Origin of the sequence: Methylobacterium frigidaeris (genome assembly GCF_022179185.1) — a bacterium.
GTDB lineage: Bacteria > Pseudomonadota > Alphaproteobacteria > Rhizobiales > Beijerinckiaceae > Methylobacterium > Methylobacterium frigidaeris.
In genome coordinates this window covers 1-315 of sequence record NZ_BPQJ01000173.1, presented here as the reverse complement: position 1 = coordinate 315, position 315 = coordinate 1, and the positions used below count along the sequence as shown (strand labels likewise).

Annotated in this window: 1 pseudogene; it reads right to left on the bottom strand. The window is 64.4% G+C overall.

Annotated elements, in window-relative coordinates:
- Nucleotides 1-292, bottom strand: a pseudogene (locus MFF64_RS36730) (transposase); the annotation flags it as partial.
- Between the last annotated feature and the right edge of the window lie 23 nt (nt 293-315).

Below are 315 nucleotides of genomic sequence, written 5' to 3'. Positions count from 1 at the left end.
CGGCGCGCGGGGCTCAGAAGTTTCCCCGGGCGGCCTCCTGCAGGATCAGCTTGTCGAGGGTAAGATCCGCGATCGCCTTGCGCAGCCGCTGGTTCTCAGTCTCAAGATCCTTCATCCGGCGCACCTGGTCGGACTTCAGCCCACCGAACTCCTTACGCCAGCGGTAATACGTGACTTCCGTCACGCCAATCGCCCGGATCGCGTCTGCCACGCTCTGCCCCTGCGAGACCAGCACGTCCACCTGCCGCAGCTTGGTCACCACCTCTTCCGGCTTGTGCTTCTTCGTTCCCATCGCGTCCGTCCTCCGTCGGCTCA